Raw genomic sequence first — 14,834 nt, 5'->3', positions numbered from 1 at the left:
GTAATGGATACAATTTGGCCAGAGGCGCTGCCGAAATCAAAGGGGCCAAAGTACACTCTGGTCGCCGATACGATCCGAAAAGCAATTGATAACAAGCTGCTGGAGGTCGGCACAAAACTGCCTCCGGTCCGTGAACTGGCGTATCGGTTACAAATCACACCAGGGACAGTAGCGCGGGCTTATACGATTCTAACGGATGAAGGGTTGTTACAGGCCGAGGTCGGGCGTGGTACATTCGTCGCCCCGCCGAAATCGCCGATACTGGATGACGTATGGGCGCGGCAACTTCACCTGAAGGAAGACGCGCGCAATGCCAATGTCAGTCTGTTCAGTCCGCGATTACCGGATGTGGGGCAGGTGGCGTTGATCCGGGAATGCCTGACAAAGGTGTCTCAATGCGATCCCGGCCTGTTCATGAATTACCCAACCCGCGACGCCTATAGACCGATGCGGCAATCTGTTGTCGATTGGTTGTCTGATCTGCCCCTTGGCCATGTGACCCATGACGATATTGTGTTGACCCATGGGGGCCAGAACGGGCTGTGTCTGGTGTTTCAAACCATCCTACGCGGCCCAAAGCCCGTCGTACTGGTTGAAGACCTGTCATATGCCGGGTTTCGCCGTGCTGGCGAGCTGATGCGCGCCGAGGTGATTGGCATCAAGATGGACAGTTGGGGCGTAGATCCGATGGCGATGGAGCATGTTCTGCGCCAGACACCGGCACAAGCCATTTGTGTCTCGCCCGAAGTGCAGAACCCAACCGGAATGCACACACCGCTGGAGCGCAGAAAAGAGATCGTCGAAGTTGCCCGGCGTTTTGATCTGCAAATCATCGAAGACGATTGTTACCGCATCGGTGACGCACGCGAGCCCAGCTTTCGCGCGCTTGCACCCGAGCGGGGCTGGCACGTGTCCTCAATCTCCAAAATCCTGACGCCTGCGCTGCGTGTTGGGTTCGCTATTGCTCCGCGCGAACGCAGCGTCGATTTGCGCCGATCCGCCGAATATGGGTATTTCGGTCTTGCGCAACCGCTGGCGGAACTGACCCGGTTGCTCTTGACCGACCCCCGAACCCGGCAGGTGACGCGCGATGTCCGAGCGCGAATGCGCGAATACGTGCAGGTGGCGGTTAACGCGCTTGGTGGGTTTGAACTCAACTGGGCGCCGGATGTTCCATTTGTATGGCTCAGCCTGCCATCTGGCTGGCGCGCCGCTGCCTTTAGCCGTGCCGCCGAGCGCGAAGGGATTCAATTGCGATCCGCAGATGAGTTTGCCCTGCGTGACGGGCGCGCACCCAATGCTGTGCGCATCGCGATGAACGGGCACGTATCGTTGGACCGGTTTGAGGATGCCATGCAAAGGCTGCGCGCATTGCTGGACAATCCGCCAGAGCAAATCAGCGTCTGACCCGTTAACTCAAAGCCTCAGGGTCGCCGAAAAATCCGGCCAGATGAGAGATTTTTCCCTCAGCATCTAAGCGAACAAAGTCATGGCCTGCAACATAGACGCTACCTTCCGGGCCAACCATGTGCCAGGTGAAGTGAATGACATCGTGATGATTGGATGGCTTACTGGTCAGTTCAACTTTACCATCCGAGCCTTTCAATACTTCACCGATATGTTCACTCAGCTCCTTGCGACCTGTCACATCCGCCGTTGGATCGACATAGCGCCCGTCTTTGGCAAAACAACTATCCAAGAGTTCAAGTCGTTTGTCTGCATCACGCTCTTGCCAGGCCGCGCCATAATTGGCGATGGTGTTGTGCCACGTCATTGATCCACGCTCCGTCCGGTACGAAATGTTCCTTCAGTATAGCGGATTTATGCGATACGCGTTTGAAAGGGTCGAAATACTTGGGGTAAAATAATACCTATTTTGTAAAGCGTTGTTATTGCAGATATTATTTCACTTTCATGCGCTTGACGCGCATCACGGCTGCCTCTAAATACGCTCCATCGAATTCGGGCCGCCTCGTTGGGGCGGTCTTTCACATCAAACAGGACTATCCTGCCATGAAAACCTTTTCTGCAACACCTGCAGACATCGACAAGAAATGGATCCTGATCGACGCCGAGGGCGTTGTTCTGGGCCGTCTTGCCTCGATCGTCGCCATGCGCCTGCGTGGCAAGCACAAAGCGTCGTTCACCCCGAACATGGACATGGGCGACAATGTCATCGTCATCAACGCTGACAAAATCCAGATGACCGGCAAGAAGCGCGAAGAAAACTTCTACTGGCACACTGGCCACCCGGGCGGCATCAAGTCGCGCACCAAGCAGCAGATCCTGGAAGGTGCACACCCGGAGCGCGTTGTGACCCAAGCGGTCAAGCGCATGCTGCCGGGCAACCGTCTGGCGCGTCAGCAGATGACCAACCTGCGCGTTTACGCCGGTGCCGAGCATCCCCACGAGGCGCAAGCGCCCGAAGTTCTGGACGTGAAGTCCATGAACAAGAAAAACACCCGGAGCTAATGACCGATGGCTGATCAGATCAATACTCTCGAAGAGCTGAGCGCCGTCGCAGGCGTTGAAACCGTGACTGAGGAAGTCGTTGCGCGCGAACCCGTCCGTGACGAACTGGGTCGCTCCTACGCCACCGGCAAGCGTAAAGACGCTGTCGCCCGCGTTTGGATCAAGCCGGGTTCCGGCAAAGTCACCGTAAACGGCAAGGATCAGGACAAGTATTTCGCACGTCCCGTTCTGCAGCTGATCCTGCGCCAGCCGTTCCAGGTTGCGGGCGTTGAAGGTGAGTTTGACGTTGTTGCAACCGTCAAAGGCGGTGGCCTGACCGGTCAGGCCGGTGCGGTCAAGCACGGCATTTCGAAAGCGCTGCAACTCTACGATCCGTCGCTGCGTGGTGCCCTGAAAGCCGCTGGCTTCCTGACCCGCGACAGCCGCGTTGTGGAACGTAAGAAATACGGTAAGCGCAAAGCGCGTCGTTCGTTCCAGTTCTCGAAGCGTTAATCGTGACGGAATACGATCTTCAAAGGGCTCGCACTTGCGAGCCCTTTTTCGTTTTTCTTACTCTTCGTAGACTAGGTTCCAGGCACCGTTCTCGACAACGCTGACGAAAACAGTATCTGCACCCTGATGGTCGTCCGGCCCATAGGTGATGTGATTGCCGACCAGCTCGTCCATGTAATCCAGAGATTCCATTGCAGCGATGAAGCTGTCATGGGTAAGGTCGGGGCCTGCAGCCTCAAGCGCCTTTACCATCATTTCTGCGGCAGAATAGCCCAGCATCGCGAAGCCCACAGGATCTTCTCCGGTGGCTTCTTTGTATTCCGCTATGAAGGCTGCAGGCGCGGGATCTTCGGCGCGTGCCCAAAGGTCCAGCCAGGACGCGGCTGCATAGAATCCGTCAGTCACACCGCCGGGCACCTGGGCGACAACGGTCAGAAAACTGGCCGATGTTCCAAGGAACTTCATGTCGGTCAGGCCCATTTTTTTGGCCGTCCCAACAACAGTAATGGCCTGTCTCACACCCAAAGCGATTGAGACGATGTCGCACCCTTCTTCCTTGAGCTTGCTCAGCGAACCCACAAAATCTGTTTCGTCAGGTTTATGAGTGGTTTCTGCGCCAAAGTTGATCCCAGCCTCTTCTGCACCGGCCTTGGTGCCTTCCAGAATCTCTTCGCCGAAATCGGTGGGCAGATACATCGAACAGACGGTTTGCGAACCGAACTCTCCGGCCAAATACTTCACACCCACGCGTGCCTGATCATAATAGGTCGAGAACGAGGTGAACTTGTTCTTCATCGGCTCTTGCAGCATTTGCCGTGCCGCAGTCAGAGGGGCTACATTTGGAATGCCCTTTGGGTCCAAAAGCTTGAACCCCGCAACGTTCATCGGCGTGCCCAAAGACTGCAACATGGCAAAGACCTTGTCGCGGTTCAGCAGCTTGTTATAGCCCTGCATTGCGCGTGGCATCTGATAACCGTTGTCTTCGACCACATAGCGGATCTTGCGCCCATGCACGCCACCTTCGGCATTCACACGGTCAAACACCACGTTCGCGCCCTTGGTTGCTGGTACGCCAACGGCTGCGAAGATCCCGCTTAGATCGTTAACAGAACCGATGACGATTTCATCGTCCGTGACGCCTTGGGTCTGCGCATTTGTTAGTGTCGCAGATGCTGTCAAAACGCTGGCGGCCAAAAGCCGTCTGATCACGTTGCTCATCTTTCTCCTCCCTATGATCCTTTTCTAATTGTACATATCTTCAATGAGATGCGTGTGTTTTTGTTCTACCAGCCCGCGTTTCAGCTTCATAGTCGCCGTCAGCTCTTCGTCTTCTGCGGTCAACAACACGTCGATCAGTCGAAAATCCTTGATCTGTTCCACCCGCGCAAATTGCTTGTTCGCGGCAGCGACTTCCGCTGCGATCAGGTCTTTGATCTCTTGCGCGGCGCATAGGGATGCAAAATTCGAAAAGGGTACTTTCCTACCTTGCGCAAACTTCTCGACATTTTCCTGATCAATCATAATCAGCGCGGTCAGAAACTTGCGGTTGTCCCCGACAATCACCGCATCCGAGATGTAGCGGCTGAATTTCAACTGGCTTTCGATTTCAGCGGGCGTAACGTTTTTCCCACCTGCGGTGATGATAACATCCTTCAAACGCCCCGTGATTGTGACGAAACCGTCTTCATCGATTTCGCCCATATCTCCGGTCCGCAGCCAGCCATCGGCGGTAAAACTCTCCGCCGTTTTGGCGTTGTTGCGCCAATAGCCCTGAAAGACGTTCAGACCTTTCACCTGAATTTCCCCATCATCCGCGATCCGGATATCGTTTCCCGGCACAGGTTTGCCGATGGTTCCAGCCTTGTTTGCATCCAACGTGTTCAACGCCGCGATACCCGAGGTTTCCGTCATCCCGAACCCTTCGATCAGCGGCACGCCAATCGACCAGTACCATTTCAGTAAATCGGGCGAGATAGGTGCCGCGCCCGAACCACCTCGATACAGTCGATCCAGCCCAAGCATACGGCGCAGATTGCGTAGAACCAATCGGTCCCAAAGCCAGAATCGCGCTGCAAGTATCGGCGGTACCGTTTTGTTATTCATTGCATATTCGGCGCGTTGAAACCCTGCATTCAGTGCACGAGAAAAGGCAATGCGTCCAATGGGCGTCGCCTCTTGCGCCAAGAACTGCACCTGCGAGTAGATCTTTTCCCAGACCCGAGGCACGGCCGTAAAGGTCGCCGGGGACACCTCTTGCAGATTGGCAAAGACCGTTTCAGGGCTTTCGGCAAAATTCACCGTGCAGCGTGCCGCCAGTGGGTAATAGATCGAAACATCACGCTCAAGAATATGACATAGCGGCAGAAAGCAAAGCTGCTCGTCGGTCGCCAGCGCAGGCAGAGCGCGCGCCCCGGCCTCGATCGCGGCAAGGATGTTTTCATTGCTCAACATCGCGCCCTTTGGCTTGCCTGTGGTACCGGAGGTGTAGACCAAAATCGCGGTATCCTGCGGAGAGGTCAGGGCGATTTCGGATTCAAACATGTCGGGGGCTTCTGCTTCGGCTTGCTGACCCATCGCGTACAATTCGTCGATCATCATGCAGCGCGGATGATCCAGATCGTGCAGCCCTTCATCCTCAAGGATAATGACCTTGAGCAGACCGGGTACGTGATCCTCGATCTCAAAAAACTTGTCCAACTGCTCTTCATTCTCGACAATCAGAAAGCGGCTGTCGCTGTCGGAAACGAGATACTGCAGCTGACTAGCGGAATCGGTGGTGTAGACGCCCGAGGCTATGCCACCAACACCCTGAATACCCATGTCGAACCAGGCCCATTCCTTGCGATCCTCGGACAGGATCGAAACGACTTCTCCGCGCTTTAGTCCCAGTTTACGCAGGGCAAGGCCAATCCATTTGGCGTGCTGCCAATAGTCGGACCAGGAATAGGATTTCCAGATCCCCAGGTCTTTTTCCCGATGCGCCGTGCGGTCTTGCAATTCAGCGCATCGTTTCTGAAACAATTCGCCAAGGGTGATGCACCCATCGACGCGCAAAGGCCGCTGGCCAGGTGTTGCATTGAACTGAACGCCATTGATCATGGTCTGAGCGGGCAGGGCGCTGGAATCCATCTGGCTCATCTCCACGTCTTCTTTCGTTTCCAGCGCCGGGTTTCACGCGCGCCTTCCTCTTGCACGCCAAGATAGAAATTCCGGATGTCTTCCGATTGCATCAACACATCCGCCGGGCCGTCCATCACTATGCGCCCAACCTCCATCACATAGCCATGGTGGGCCAGTTCCAACGCTGCATTAGCGTTCTGCTCGACCAACATCATGGTCATGTTCTGTTCGTCATTCAGACGTTGCAGAATGCCGAAGATCTCTTGGACCAGCAAAGGGGAAAGGCCCAAAGACGGCTCATCCAATAGCATAATTTTGGGGTTTGCCATCAGGCCCCGTCCGATCGCCAACATCTGTTGTTGACCACCGGACAGAGTTCCAGCCTCTTGGTTGCGGCGGTCTTTCAGGATGGGAAAATAGGAAAAAACCAGATCACGATCATGATCGATTTGTCCTTTATCCGAAAGACTATAGGCGCCGAGGCTCAGGTTTTCATCAACCGTCATAAGCGGGAACACTTCCCGCCCTTCGGGTACGTGAATGATACCTCTTTGAACAACCTTATGAGGTTCCGAGCCCTGAATGTCATTGCCTTCAAACGTGATGCGCCCTTTTTCCGGGTCCATAACACCGGAAACGGTTTTCATGAGGGTCGTTTTCCCCGCACCGTTCGCACCCAGGATTGAAACGATCTGGCCGGGGTGAACATCCAAAGAAACGCCGCGAATTGCCATGATGGGCCCATAGAAGCTTTCGACATTGCGAATGCTCAAGATGGGTTCGCTCATGAGGCTTTCCCCAAATAGGCTTCAACCACTGCCGGGTGCGATTGCACCTGTGCCGGGGTACCAAGCGCCAGCTTTGCACCATCTGCCATTGCCAAGACCCGATCAGACACGCCCGAGACCAGACCCATATCGTGTTCTACCATCAGAACCGTGATACCCATCTGCCGTCTGATATCGTCGATCCACCACCGCATATCTGCCGTTTCCTCGACCGACAGGCCCGAGGCCGGTTCGTCAAGCAACAGGAACTTGGGGTCAGTGGCCAGCGCCCGCGCAACTTCGACCACCTTACGGACGCCGTAGGGCAACCCCGAGATCATCTTGTCGCGAAACGGCTGCAAATCGAGAAAGTCGATGACTTCTTCAACCTTCTCGCGGTTTTCCAACTCCTGCCGCCGTGCAGACGGCAAGAACAGGATTTCCGACAACACGTGGGTTCGGCGATGTCGATGCCGTCCAACGAGCAGGTTCTGAAGAACGGTGGCGTGTTCAAACAGTTCGATATTCTGGAATGTTCGTGCGACACCGTAGGCTGCAACTCCGGATGGTTTGACCTGCAACAGATCATGCCCATCGAAACGTATAGAGCCAGCGAATGGATCATAAAATCGCGATATCAGATTGAAAACTGTCGACTTTCCAGCGCCATTGGGGCCAACGATCGCAAAAACCTCGCCCTCCTGAACTTCGAATGACAGATTGTCGACCGCCGTTAGCCCGCCGAATTTAAGGGTGACGTTTTCAAACTCCAGCAAACTCATCTCAGACGCTCCGTCTTGAGATAGGATTTCTGGCGCTTGAACATGTCTTTACGGTAGAAGGGGAACAGTTCGAACCAGGTTCGGATTTTCAACCAGCGTCCGTACATGCCCATCGGTTCCAGCAGGATGAAACCGATGAGGATCATGCCGAAGATACCAAACTCCAGCCCGGGAATGGCAACGGTATTGCCGCCAAACAATGCCCCAGCGTATTCCTTTGAAATTGAAAGAAATTGGGGCAGGAAGCCGATCACAATGGCCCCCAGAAATGCACCATGGATTGAGCCCAAACCGCCGATCACAATCATCATCAACAGCTGGATCGAAATCAGAACGCTGAACGTTTCATTGTTGAATGCCCCGGCATAAAGTCCCATCAAAGCGCCTGCCCATCCCGTGATCGCGCAAGACAGCGCGAATGAGATCATTTTGGTTCGGGCAATGTCCACTCCCATCGCTTGCGCAGACACTTCTGAATCGCGGATCGCAATAAAGCTGCGGCCCAAAGACGCGCGCAGCAGGTTGATATAGCCCAGCGTCACCAGCACGGCGACCCCGAGAACAAGCCAAAAGAACTGTGCCGGCGTTCCCCAGCGGTCAACAAGATGGCCGAAAATCTCTATTCCACCCATGTACTTACCGGCGACACCTCCGGTAATTGGTTCGGCCAGAACAATGATGTCGTCCATCAGGACCGACAGTGCCAATGTGAAGATCGCCAGATAGATGCCGTGCAGTCTCAACGCTGGGATGGCGACTGTCACCCCGGCAATACCTGTCAAAACGCCCGCCAGCGGGAAGGCGATCAGAAAGGGCACTCCGGCCTCGATCAGTGCAACGTTGGCATAGCAACCAAACGCTAGAAAGGCCGCATGTCCCAAACTGACCTGACCGGTGTGACCGGTCAACAGCATGAGGCCAAGCCCTGCGATGGCCCAGATCAGAACGTTGGTCAGTTCGCCCAGATAAAAGTCATCCAGCCACCACGGCGCGGCAAAGACCACGGCCAGCAGGATGAGATATAGGTAAAGCTGGTAGGTGTCCTTCCAGGGTCGAATGTCCTGCATATAGTCGGTTTTGAACACGATTCTCATGACTTATCAGACCTTCTTGACCCGAACCTGACTGAACAACCCATGAGGGCGAAAGATCAAAACGGCCAGCAGCAGGGCATAGGGTGCGATCTGGCTGTAGCCCGCTGCGATATACCGGCTTGCAAAGGGTTCGATCACGCCTACGATCAGCCCTCCGGCCAGTGCGCCGGGCAGGCTGCCAAACCCTCCGATGACGGCGGCGGCGAAGGCCTTGATGCCCAATAGCCCCGTTGTTGGGTCGACCGAACCTTTGGCGGCAAACAGAATGCCGGCAATGCCTGCGACAACGCCAGCCAACGCCCAGATAAAGCTTTGGACCCGTTTGACCGGGATACCCATGTAGTAAGCAGCCAACTGGTTTTGCGAGGCTCCCTGCATCGCGAGACCGAGCTTTGTTCGACTGAAGAACACATACAGCCCCCAGGTCAGAAGGATTGTGACCACGATAACTGCGACATCTTCCATCCCAAGAACCAGCCCGCCAAAGCGGATGTCCTTGCCAGCCAGCGGATTTTGCAGTGTTTGAGGTTCATGCCCCCAGATCAATCCGGCGAAGAAGCGGATTACAAAGCCTAAAGCGATAGTCAGAATGACAACCGCCGTCTGACTTTCGCCGAATAATCTGCGGATGATCAGCCGATCTACCAGATATCCGATCCCCCCCATGATCCCCAGTGATATTGGCAAGGCCAGCCAAAAAGGAAGCCCCATATACTCGGTGTTCGTCAGCCCGATGGTGACAAAGGCACCCAGCATCATGAAATCACCCTGAGCAAAGTTCACGGCCTCGGTTGCTTTGTAGATCAACACAAATCCAAGCGCGATCAGGCCGTACACACAGCCATTCGCCAGCCCGCTGATCAGCAGCTGAGCGTTATCCAAACTCTCCCTCCCATCGCCGGCTAATCCGGCTTGATCGTCGCCTGACCTTGGTCCGGCGTCCTTCTACTATGGCGTGAGAATGACCTTGCCGTCACTCTTTTTCAGGGCATCCGCCAGACTTGGGATCACATCCCGCAGCGCAAGCCGTTCCGATACGTCGGTTTTCCAGCGTCCATCCGCAAATCGCGCCTGAACCTCGGCGACGACGCGCATCTGATCGGCAGGCGGCGTTGTCATCATCCAGTTCGTCAGCCAGAAGCCTTCGATGCGTTTCCCCATAAAGATCAATTGCCCTGTCTGGGTTAGCTTGGGCAGGTCGTTGCTGAGCTTTCCATAGATGATCCAACGGGCACGTTTTGGCATCGAACAGAAAATCCGCTCAGAAAGTTGGTCGGCGACAGCATCCAGAAAAACGCGTGGTTTCAACTCGGCACTGACCGCAGCAAAGCGTTGCCCGACGTCCCCGTCAGTTGTCACCAGCACTTCGGCCGCACCCAGCTCTTTTAGCGGCTCAACCATTTCGCCGCGTCGTACCAAAGCAATCGGCTTCAATCCAAGATCACGTCCCAGGCTGCACATCAGTTTGCCCAACTGACTTGTGGCGGCTGAGACGACAAACGCATCCCCATCTGAACGCGCGACATCAACCATGGCCATCGCGGTCAGTGGGTTCACGATTTGAGCCGCTCCATCGTCGTCATTGATATCGGGCCTTAGCGGGATGCACATTTGCGCCTGCGTGACCACGTATTCCGCCCATGCGCCCGTGGCGACAAAGGCGACCCTCTGATCCTGCAGTGCCTCGGCGCCCGTGCCAGTGCTGACCACATCGCCACAGCCTTCAAAGCCCGCAGGAGCCCCCTTGACCCGGGGCTGGCCGTATTCGCCCTTGATAAAGTGAATGTCCGATGGATTGACCGACGCTGCCCTGAGACGGATCAAAACTTCTCCGGGCCCGGGTGAGGGCACAGGTATTTCAGCCTCGGTCAGCCATTCGCCCGCATCGTCCAACAAAGGCCCCGAGGCCGAGGCAGAATATCCGTCCTGCGTTTGAAGGAGAGCGAACATCGTTGCTGGTAAATCCGTCATTTTCTCACCCGTTCAGAATGCTCACCAAGTCCTGAGGCCGGAACTCAGGCCCGGGCAAGAAAGTGTTGAGCGCATTTTCTTTTTGATAATCAAGCAAAAGCAGGATCAGCCGTCAATCGGGCAGGGGGCTGACGTCACGAAACGGGCCGACCCACTAAGGGATCGGCCCGTGCGAACTTATTGCTGCGTCAGCAGTGTCCGCAGTTCCTGAACTTTTTGAACCACAAGTTCCGGAGAAGCTTTGATTTCATCCAGAATGGTAACGGCCTGCTCTTTGATTGTTTCGGTCAGGGTGCTTTCTTGTACCGCTGCGACCATGCCGTCATAGTCGAAATTCTGGGCCGTCAGCTTGCCCTCGGCAATCCATGAATTGAACAGATCCTGACCCTGATCAACCAGCGAAGCGACCTGGTCTCCGGCCTGTGACGCAACTTCGTTGGCTTGTTCGGACACAGATGAGGCCGCATCGGCGGCTTGCTCGGTCAAAGACGAGGCGGCGTCTGACGCCTGCTCCGCGACGGCCCCGGCTGCATCGCTTGCCGCCTCTTGCACGGCGCTTGCTGCTTCGCTGACAGCGTCGCCTGCATCTTGTGCGGCAGACTCCAATTGCTCGGAAGGGGTCGGTTCAGGCTTGGTTATATAGTAATATGCACCGGCACCCGCCAGCGCGATGACTACGATAAGTATGATACGGGACATGAGCGTCTCCTTTGAAATAGTGATGCCACCGAGATGGGCCACATCGCCCAAACCGCAAAGGGGAAAACCACGAAGTTCCGGTCATTTAACAGATTTGAGCCACACCACGCTGATCAAGACGTGCCTGGGCGGCGGGTTCACGCCGGTTTGTGCATCAGAAACAAAAAAAGGATCGAAATGCTGAGATTTTATCGGTGTCCAAGCTGGGCAGAGGCCGGTAATACCGGCCCCCGCTTTCATCGAAACTTAATGCAGTTTAAAGGCACTCGGCCAGTGTTTGAGCCATGTTCCGGATTACCTGCGGATAAAGTTCGGCCCCCGGTTCCAGACCCGAGCCAAGCGGATCGATCACGCCGGTATTGGCGTCGGTGCCATCCAGAACGGTTGCAACAATTCCGGCGTTGAATTGCGGTTCAGCCAATACGCAATCGATGCCTTCTTCGCGGATACGGCCCTGAACCTCAGCGATCCGCGCCGGGCTGGGGTCTGTTGCGTCGCTTAGGGAAATCGCACCCGAAGCCGGGAAGCCATATGCATCCTCGAAATACTGATAGGCATCGTGGAACACCATGAAGCTGCCGCCGCGCACCGGTTCCAGAATCTCGGACACTTCGGCAGACAGAGCGGCCAAGTTTTCGCGCGCCGCTGCCGCATTCGCAAAATAAGAACCCGCGTTGTCAGGGTCCGCCGCCGACAGTTGCGCGGCAATTACGTTCAGCCAGATTTCAGCGTTCGCAGGGGAAAGCCACGCATGGGGATCATGTTCATCATGCGCATGGGCGTCGTTGTCATGATCATCATGATCCGCATGGTCTTCATGATCGTGATCATCATGTTTGTCATGATCATCGTGGTCATGTTCGTCGGAATGAGCGTGGTCTTCGTCATGTTTGTGATCGTCATGCTCGTCACCATGATCATCGTGGTCGTGTGCTTCGAACAAAGCCCCTTCGCGGAAATCCAGCAGAACGGTTCCATCCGCCTCAAGCAATGATGTGACCGTAGCGCCATCGGCAAGATTTTCGACGGCGCTTTCCATCCACGGTGTCAGATCCTTGCCGATCCAGAACACCAGATCGGCCTTCTGCAGCGCGGCGGCCTCGGACGGGCGCAGGTTGTATTCATGCGGCGAAGCGCCCGGTTGCACGATCAGATCAGGCGTTCCGACACCTTCCATGACCTGCACCACCAGTGAATGAACCGGCGCAATGTCCACCGCCACACTGGGAACTTCAGCCATGGCTGTTCCCCCCATGAGCGCTGCAGAAATCGATAGTGGAAGAAGCTTTCTGGACATCGGACCCTCTGTGTGATTTTATAACGTTACGAGCGGCATATATGATATGGAATAACATGACAAGTGAGACTCAGCCCAATCCGGTCGCGGATGCGGCCCCTGTCGGCTTCCAGGAACACGACCATGAAAATTGCGTCGAAACTGCACTGGTAACGGCTGAGGCCCGGTGCAAGGAAAACGGACTGCGCCTGACACCTGTTCGGCGCAAAGTTCTGGAAATGTTGCTGCAGGAACACCGGGCGCTTGGGGCCTATGCCATCCTCGACAGGCTGCGGGACGAAGGTTTTGGCTCGCAACCTCCGGTGGCCTATCGTGCTCTGGATTTCCTTGTGGCAAACGGCTTTGTGCACAAGATCGAGCGGTTGAATGCCTTTGTCGCCTGTTCCCACCCGGGTGCAACACATTCGCCCGCCTTCATGATTTGCCGGAAATGCGACGCCGTAGCCGAGGCGCAATCGACCCCGGCAAAGGGCGTACTGGGAGCTGCCGCGCGCGCGGCAGGTTTCGAGATTGAGCGAACGGTTGTAGAAGCCGAAGGACTCTGCCCCGATTGCACGAAAAAGTCCTAGAAATGAGCCTTGTTACCGTCGAAAATCTTAGCCTGAGCTATGGTGCCAACACCGTATTGCACCATGTGAACATGGATATCGAACCCGGAGAGATTGTTACGATTGTAGGTCCGAACGGATCAGGCAAAACCAGTTTGTTGCGGGCGATCATCGGCGCGGTAAAGCCATCGGTGGGGCAGGTGTCTCTGAAACCCGGCCTGAAAATCGGCTACGTCCCACAAAAACTGCATATCGACCCGACTTTGCCGATATCTGTCGAACGCTTTATGCGTCTGACCCATAACGTGCCGCGCCGCGACTGTGTGGCAGCGCTTGAAACTGCTGGCGTTCCCGATCTTTTGAGGCGTCAGATGTCGCAGTTGTCGGGTGGACAGTTTCAGCGCGTGCTGCTTGCCCGCGCGCTTATCAACCGCCCAGACGTTCTGCTGCTGGACGAGGCTACGCAAGGGCTGGATCAACCCGGATCCGCATCGTTTTATCGTCAGATCGAAGATGTAAGGCGCGAGACCGGTTGCGCCATTTTGATGATCAGTCACGAACTGCATGTGGTCATGAGTGCCTCTGACCGTGTGATCTGCCTGAATGGCCATGTCTGTTGCGAAGGGTCGCCGGCCGTCGTGGCCTCGGCCCCGGAATATCGTGCGCTGTTCGGATCAGGAACCGGCGGCGCGCTGGCGCTTTATCGTCATGACCACGATCATGACCATGATCACTGTGATCACTCTCAGGAAGCCGCAGAATAATGTTTGACGACTTTATGACCCGCGCGACGCTGGCAGGCGTAGGCGTCGCATTAGCCGCCGCACCGCTTGGATGTTTCGTCGTCTGGCGCCGGATGGCCTATTTCGGGGACGCCACGGCTCATGCGGCGATTCTCGGTGTCGCGCTGTCTCTGACGTTCAAAATGTCCATTTTCGCCGGTGCCTTGGTCGTAGCCCTTGTCATGGCACTGACAGTCACGCTGTTGTCGGGGCGGGGTTATGCTATGGATACGCTGCTGGGCGTTCTGGCCCATTCCGCGCTTGCATTCGGTCTTGTTGCGGTCTCGTTTCTGTCAGGCGTTCGGATCGATCTGATGGCCTATCTCTTCGGTGATATCCTTGCCGTCTCGCGTTCGGATCTATTGGTGATCTGGGGCGGAGCCGCGCTGGTCGTGGCCCTGATCGCATGGCGATGGTCACAGTTACTGACAGCAACCTTGAACGAGGAACTGGCCTATGCCAGCGGGTTTGATCCTAAACGCGAGCAATTGATCCTGACTCTGTCGCTTGCTGTAACCGTAGCCGTTGCGATCAAGGTAGTAGGCGTTTTGCTGATTGCAGCGATGCTGATCATCCCGGCGGCTGCAGCACGCAGTCTGGCAAGATCTCCTGAAACGATGGCTTTGATCGCAGCAGCGATTGGCTCGTTTTCCGCCGTCGCAGGGTTGCGGGCGGCATATGTGTTCGACACCCCGGCTGGTCCGTCGATCGTCTGCTTCGCGGCAATTCTGTTTGCATGTCTAAGCCTTCTTGGGTGGCAGACAAGACGAGGAGCTTGACAAATCCCGCGGTTCATCGAGGGTGCGATAG

At 55.8% G+C, this 14,834-nt stretch carries 16 protein-coding genes; 6 read left to right on the top strand and 10 right to left on the bottom strand.

Annotated elements, in window-relative coordinates; all coding sequences use genetic code 11:
* Window positions 1-3: 3 nt before the first annotated feature.
* Window positions 4-1,407: an aminotransferase-like domain-containing protein gene (locus ACR0FG_RS06065; RefSeq protein WP_480891101.1), complete on the top strand. Its 1,404-nt coding sequence runs from the start codon at window positions 4-6 to the stop codon at window positions 1,405-1,407.
* A 4-nt stretch (window positions 1,408-1,411) separates the two neighbouring features.
* Here the strand turns inward: ACR0FG_RS06065 and ACR0FG_RS06060 are convergent, their stop codons facing one another.
* On the bottom strand, window positions 1,412-1,774 hold the full coding sequence (locus ACR0FG_RS06060; protein WP_480891098.1) for a nuclear transport factor 2 family protein: 363 nt from the start codon (window positions 1,772-1,774) through the stop codon (window positions 1,412-1,414).
* 239 nt (window positions 1,775-2,013) lie between these two features.
* Here ACR0FG_RS06060 and rplM point away from each other — a divergent pair, with 239 nt between their 5' ends.
* Together rplM and rpsI are read left to right on the top strand one after the other, a co-directional pair.
* The gene (gene rplM / locus ACR0FG_RS06055; RefSeq protein ID WP_039536983.1) at window positions 2,014-2,472 is read left to right on the top strand and encodes a 50S ribosomal protein L13; all 459 of its coding nucleotides are present in this window, start codon (window positions 2,014-2,016) and stop codon (window positions 2,470-2,472) included.
* Between the two features lie 6 nt (window positions 2,473-2,478).
* The gene (gene rpsI / locus ACR0FG_RS06050) at window positions 2,479-2,964 is read left to right on the top strand and encodes a 30S ribosomal protein S9 (protein ID WP_480891097.1); all 486 of its coding nucleotides are present in this window, start codon (window positions 2,479-2,481) and stop codon (window positions 2,962-2,964) included.
* A 57-nt stretch (window positions 2,965-3,021) separates the two neighbouring features.
* Here the strand turns inward: rpsI and ACR0FG_RS06045 are convergent, their stop codons facing one another.
* From ACR0FG_RS06045 to ACR0FG_RS06005, 9 genes are all read right to left on the bottom strand, one after another.
* Window positions 3,022-4,182: an ABC transporter substrate-binding protein gene (locus ACR0FG_RS06045; protein ID WP_480891096.1), complete on the bottom strand. Its 1,161-nt coding sequence runs from the start codon at window positions 4,180-4,182 to the stop codon at window positions 3,022-3,024.
* A 24-nt stretch (window positions 4,183-4,206) separates the two neighbouring features.
* On the bottom strand, window positions 4,207-6,093 hold the full coding sequence (locus tag ACR0FG_RS06040; protein ID WP_480891492.1) for an AMP-dependent synthetase/ligase: 1,887 nt from the start codon (window positions 6,091-6,093) through the stop codon (window positions 4,207-4,209).
* Between the two features lie 5 nt (window positions 6,094-6,098).
* Complete coding sequence (locus ACR0FG_RS06035) at window positions 6,099-6,872, bottom strand: ABC transporter ATP-binding protein (protein ID WP_170711490.1); 774 nt, start codon at window positions 6,870-6,872, stop codon at window positions 6,099-6,101.
* Complete coding sequence (locus tag ACR0FG_RS06030) at window positions 6,869-7,633, bottom strand: ABC transporter ATP-binding protein (protein ID WP_480891093.1); 765 nt, start codon at window positions 7,631-7,633, stop codon at window positions 6,869-6,871. Before ACR0FG_RS06030 ends, ACR0FG_RS06035 begins: the two co-directional genes overlap by 4 nt.
* Window positions 7,630-8,727, bottom strand: coding sequence for a branched-chain amino acid ABC transporter permease (locus tag ACR0FG_RS06025; RefSeq protein ID WP_480891091.1), 1,098 nt, complete (start codon window positions 8,725-8,727; stop codon window positions 7,630-7,632). Before ACR0FG_RS06025 ends, ACR0FG_RS06030 begins: the two co-directional genes overlap by 4 nt.
* A 6-nt stretch (window positions 8,728-8,733) precedes the next feature.
* A complete protein-coding gene (locus ACR0FG_RS06020) occupies window positions 8,734-9,609 on the bottom strand; it encodes a branched-chain amino acid ABC transporter permease (protein ID WP_480891089.1) in 876 nt (291 codons plus the stop codon).
* Between the two features lie 66 nt (window positions 9,610-9,675).
* A complete protein-coding gene (locus ACR0FG_RS06015; protein ID WP_480891087.1) occupies window positions 9,676-10,677 on the bottom strand; it encodes an alcohol dehydrogenase catalytic domain-containing protein in 1,002 nt (333 codons plus the stop codon).
* A 198-nt stretch (window positions 10,678-10,875) separates the two neighbouring features.
* On the bottom strand, window positions 10,876-11,397 hold the full coding sequence (locus tag ACR0FG_RS06010; protein ID WP_480891084.1) for a hypothetical protein: 522 nt from the start codon (window positions 11,395-11,397) through the stop codon (window positions 10,876-10,878).
* 256 nt (window positions 11,398-11,653) lie between these two features.
* Window positions 11,654-12,694, bottom strand: coding sequence for a zinc ABC transporter substrate-binding protein (locus tag ACR0FG_RS06005; RefSeq protein WP_480891081.1), 1,041 nt, complete (start codon window positions 12,692-12,694; stop codon window positions 11,654-11,656).
* A 56-nt stretch (window positions 12,695-12,750) separates the two neighbouring features.
* Between ACR0FG_RS06005 and ACR0FG_RS06000 the strand changes: the two genes are divergently transcribed.
* From ACR0FG_RS06000 to ACR0FG_RS05990, 3 genes are read left to right on the top strand one after another with little or no spacing between them, the layout of a single operon-like run.
* Entirely contained in the window at window positions 12,751-13,263 is a 513-nt protein-coding gene (locus tag ACR0FG_RS06000; protein WP_480891079.1) for a Fur family transcriptional regulator, read from the top strand.
* Window positions 13,264-13,265: 2 nt separating this feature from the next.
* Window positions 13,266-14,006: a metal ABC transporter ATP-binding protein gene (locus tag ACR0FG_RS05995; RefSeq protein WP_480891076.1), complete on the top strand. Its 741-nt coding sequence runs from the start codon at window positions 13,266-13,268 to the stop codon at window positions 14,004-14,006.
* Window positions 14,006-14,803: a metal ABC transporter permease gene (locus tag ACR0FG_RS05990; RefSeq protein ID WP_480891073.1), complete on the top strand. Its 798-nt coding sequence runs from the start codon at window positions 14,006-14,008 to the stop codon at window positions 14,801-14,803. The genes ACR0FG_RS05995 and ACR0FG_RS05990 overlap by 1 nt, the downstream gene beginning before the upstream one ends.
* Window positions 14,804-14,834: the final 31 nt, after the last annotated feature.

The sequence above is a fragment of the Ruegeria sp. E1 genome, from assembly GCF_056534225.1.
Note: the sequence above shows the minus strand (reverse complement) of the source record. Positions and strands in the feature narration are given on the sequence as shown.